This is a genomic window from Amnimonas aquatica (assembly GCF_002943415.1).
Classification (GTDB): Bacteria; Pseudomonadota; Gammaproteobacteria; order Pseudomonadales; family Moraxellaceae; genus Perlucidibaca; species Perlucidibaca aquatica_A.
The window spans coordinates 1-3,815 of record NZ_PTQZ01000178.1; the positions used below are offsets into that span (position 1 = coordinate 1).

Below are 3,815 nucleotides of genomic sequence, written 5' to 3' on the forward strand. Positions count from 1 at the left end.
TCGCCGGCGGCCAGCCAGCCGCTGCGCACCTATCGCGCGCGTTTCGCCATCCGCGACCTGTCCGCGGACGACCGCGCGGCGCTGCGCCTGGGCATGACCGCGCAGGTGGCGCTGGCGGTCGCGCAGGGCGGGAGCAAGGGCGTGGTACTGCCGGCCTCGGCGCTGGTGAAGGCCGGCGGCGAAGCTTCGGTCTGGCTGGTCGGCGAGGCCGGCAAGCTGGTCAGCCAGCCGGTCACGGTGCTGGCCTTCCAGCGTGACACGGTGTCGGTCGCCGGTCTCGACAACGGCATGCAGGTGGTGACCGCCGGCGTCCAGAAGCTGGATCCCGCCATCCGCGTGCGTGCGGTGGAGCGTACCGGTGCCGGCCTCGATCTGCCTGCGGGCCCGCGCTCATGAAGAACTTCAACCTGTCGGCGTGGGCGGTCAATCACCGCACGCTGGTCCTGTTCCTGATGCTGGCATCGCTGCTGGCCGGCATATTCTCGTTCCGCCAGCTCGGCCGCCTCGAAGACCCCAACTTCAACGTGCCGGCCATGACCGCCGTGGTGGTGTGGCCGGGGGCCACCGCGCAGGAGGTCCAGGACGAGGTGCTCAACCGCATGGAGCGCGCGGTGCAGGAGCTGCCAGGCCTGAACTACGTGCAGAGCTTCGCGCGCCAGGGCTACGGCGGCATGACCGTGGTCATCAACGGGCGCAACTCCGGCGAGCACCTGCAGGAGCTGTGGTACCAGGCGCGCAAGAAGATCGGCGACATCGGCGATTTCCCGGCCGGCGTGCGCGGCCCGTTCTTCAATGANGAGCAGGTGAAGCGGCGCCTGCAGGCCGTGGCCAGCACCAACAAGGTCAATATCCTCGGCAAGCAGCCGGAGAAGCTCTACGTCGAGCTCTCCAGTCGCCGGCTGGCGGCACTGGGGCTGGCGCCGCAGGCGGTGTTCGAGGCCATCGCGCAGCAGAACCAGGTGCGGCCGTCGGGCTCCATCGACACTGCCGGCGACCGTGTCTTCGCGCGTCTGGACGGCAGCCTGCGCAGCGCTGCGGATGTCGCCGATGTCAGCATCGAGGCCGGCGGCCGGCTGTTGCGCCTGGGCGACATCGCCAGGGTCTACAGCGGCTACGAGGATCCGCAGAGCTTCACCATCCGCCACAACGGCCATCCGGTGCTGGCCATCGGCGTCACCCTGGTGCCCAACGCCAACATCCTGACCGTGGGTCGCGACCTGGCGGCCGAGGTCGAGCGCATCCGTGCCGACCTGCCGGCGGGGGTGGAGCTCGAGCAGTACGCCGACCAGTCGAAGGTGGCCGAGGAGTCGGTGTGGGAGTTCGAGAAGGCCTTCCTGGAGGCGCTGGCCATCGTGCTGGCGGTGTCGTTCTTCTTCCTCGGCTGGCGCACCGGCGTGGTGGTCGCGGCCTCAGTGCCCATGGTGCTGGGCATAGTCGCGGTGATCATGTACGCCTTCGGCTGGAACCTCGACCGCATTTCGCTGGGGGCGCTGATCATCGCGCTCGGCCTGCTGGTCGATGACGCCATCATCGCGGTGGAGATGATGGTGGTGAAGATGGAGCAGGGCTGGGACCGCATCCGGGCGGCGACCTTCGCCTACACCTCGACGGCCTTCCCCATGCTCACCGGCACGCTGGTGACGGTGGCCGGCTTCATGCCGGTGGGCTTTGCCAAGTCCACCGCCGGCGAGTACGCCGGCGGCATCTTCTGGATCGTCGGCATCGCGCTCATCGTGTCCTGGTTCGTGGCGGTGATCTTCACGCCCTACCTGGGCGTGCTCATGCTGCCCAAGGACCTGGCCGCGCGCGCGCACCACGACCCTTACGACAAGCCGGTCTACAAGCGTCTGCGGCGCTGGGTGGACTGGTGCGTGCGCTACCGCAAGACCGTGCTGCTGGCCACGGCGGGCATTTTCGTGGTCGCGCTGGCCGGCATGAAGCTGGTGCAGCAGCAGTTCTTCCCGACCGCCTCGCGGCCCGAGCTGCTGGTCGAGCTGCGTCTCAAGGAAGGTGCTTCCTTCGAAGCCACGCAGCACGAGGTCAAGCGCCTGGAACAGGTGCTGGCCAAGGACAAGGACATCAGCTATTTCACCGCCTACACCGGCCAGGGCTCGCCGCGCTTCTACCTGTCGCTGCAGCCCGAGCTGCCCAACCCGGGCTATGCCCAGTTCGTGGTCATGACGCATGACACGCAGGCACGCGAGGCGGTGCGCCGGCGCCTGATCGACCTGTTCGAGGCCGACCAGGCCTTCCCGGCCATCCGCGGGCGCGTGCTGCGCCTGGAGTTCGGGCCGCCGGTCGGCTTCCCGGTGCAGTTCCGTGTCATGGGGCCGGATGCCGCCGAGGTGCGCCGCATCGCCTACGAGGTGCGCGATATCGTGCGTGGCAGCCCGCTGGTGCGTGACACCCAGCTCGACTGGAACGAGCAGGTGCGGGTCATGAAGCTGCGCATCGACCAGGACAAGGCGCGCCTGCTCGGCGTCACCGGCGCTGACATTGCCGACCTGCTGCAGACGGTGCTGTCTGGCGCGCCGGTGAGCCAGATCCGGCGCGGCGAGGAGCTGATCGACATCGTGGTGCGCGGCACGCCGGAGGAACGCCTGGCGGTCGAGGGCATCGGCGACCTGTCGCTGTTCACCCGGCGCGGCGGCGTGGTGCCGCTGAGCCAGGTGGCGACGCTGGAGCCGGTGTTCGAGGAGCCGGTGCTGTGGCGGCGCAACCGCAACATGGTGCTGAACGTGCGCAGCGACCTCGCCGATGGCGTGCAGGGCCCGTACGCCACCCAGCAGATCTGGCCGTCGCTGCAGCCGGTGCTCGACCGCCTGCCGCCGGGCTACCAGATCCACCAGGGCGGGGCGATCGAGGAGAGCGCCAAGGCCAACAAGGCGCTGGCGGTGGTGTTCCCGGTCATGCTGCTGGTCATGCTGACCTTCCTCATGCTGCAGCTGCAGAGCTTCTCGCGCATGTTCATGGTGTTCCTGACCGCGCCGCTGGGGCTGGTCGGCGTGGTGCCGGCGCTGCTGCTGTTCAACCAGCCGTTCGGCTTCGTGGCCCTGCTCGGGGTGATCGCGCTCGGCGGCATGATCATGCGCAACTCGGTGATCCTGGTCGACCAGATCGAGCAGGACATCCGCCAGGGCATGCAGCCCTGGCAGGCCATCGTGGATGCCACGGTGCGGCGTTCGCGGCCGGTGGTGCTGACCGCGGCGGCGGCCATCCTGGCCATGGTGCCGCTGTCGCGCAGCGTGTTCTGGGGACCGATGGCGTTCTCGATCATGGGCGGGCTGGTGGTGGCCACGGCGCTGACGCTGCTGTTCGTGCCGGCGCTCTACGCCGCCTGGTTCAAGGTCCGGCCGGATACGCCGGCTGCCGACAACATCGCCCGGACCTGAGTCCGGGTCCGCCGCGCCGCTGGCGCCCCGGCCGTCTCCGGTTCAGGGTGTCAGCGGCGCGGCGGGCGTGGCCGGCACCAGCGGCAGACCGGCCTGCTCCCAGGCGTCTATGCCATCGCGGTACCAGTACAGCTTGCGGTAGCCGAGTCCGTGGGCGCGGCGCACGGCATTCCAGGACGCCCAGCAGTCGGAGCGGCAGAAGAACACCAGCGGCAGGTCGGGGTCGCCGCCGGTGGCCTGGTACAGGTGCTGCGCCAGATAGTCCAGCCAGCCGGCATCGACCTCGTGCTCGCCGATGTAGGCCAGCCAGAGGCTGCCGGGAATGCTGCGATGGCCCTCGTCGTGGATGAAGCGGTCGTGTCGCCAGGTGGCGCGGTAGCTGTCGACCAGCACGGCTTTCGGGTCCGCCGCGATCAGCGCCTG

3 protein-coding genes and 1 pseudogene are annotated in these 3,815 nt (G+C 69.4%); 3 read left to right on the top strand and 1 reads right to left on the bottom strand.

What is annotated here, in order from left to right:
* The 3 genes and pseudogenes from C5O18_RS10465 to C5O18_RS07360 all read left to right on the top strand — a co-directional run.
* The coding region (locus C5O18_RS10465) for a permuted SH3 domain-containing protein (RefSeq protein ID WP_478209684.1) at positions 1 to 396 on the top strand (396 nt) is incomplete at its 5' end.
* Positions 393 to 671: pseudogene (locus tag C5O18_RS11260) on the top strand (efflux RND transporter permease subunit); the annotation flags it as partial. The gene C5O18_RS10465 and the pseudogene C5O18_RS11260, both read left to right, overlap by 4 nt.
* Positions 672 to 3,392 (top strand): efflux RND transporter permease subunit, encoded by a 2,721-nt coding sequence (locus C5O18_RS07360; protein ID WP_478209685.1) that lies wholly within the window; start codon positions 672 to 674, stop codon positions 3,390 to 3,392.
* A gap of 42 nt (positions 3,393 to 3,434) precedes the next feature.
* Here the strand turns inward: C5O18_RS07360 and C5O18_RS07365 are convergent.
* Positions 3,435 to 3,815 (bottom strand): rhodanese-like domain-containing protein (locus C5O18_RS07365; RefSeq protein WP_105192800.1); only part of this gene is annotated, 381 nt, incomplete at its 5' end.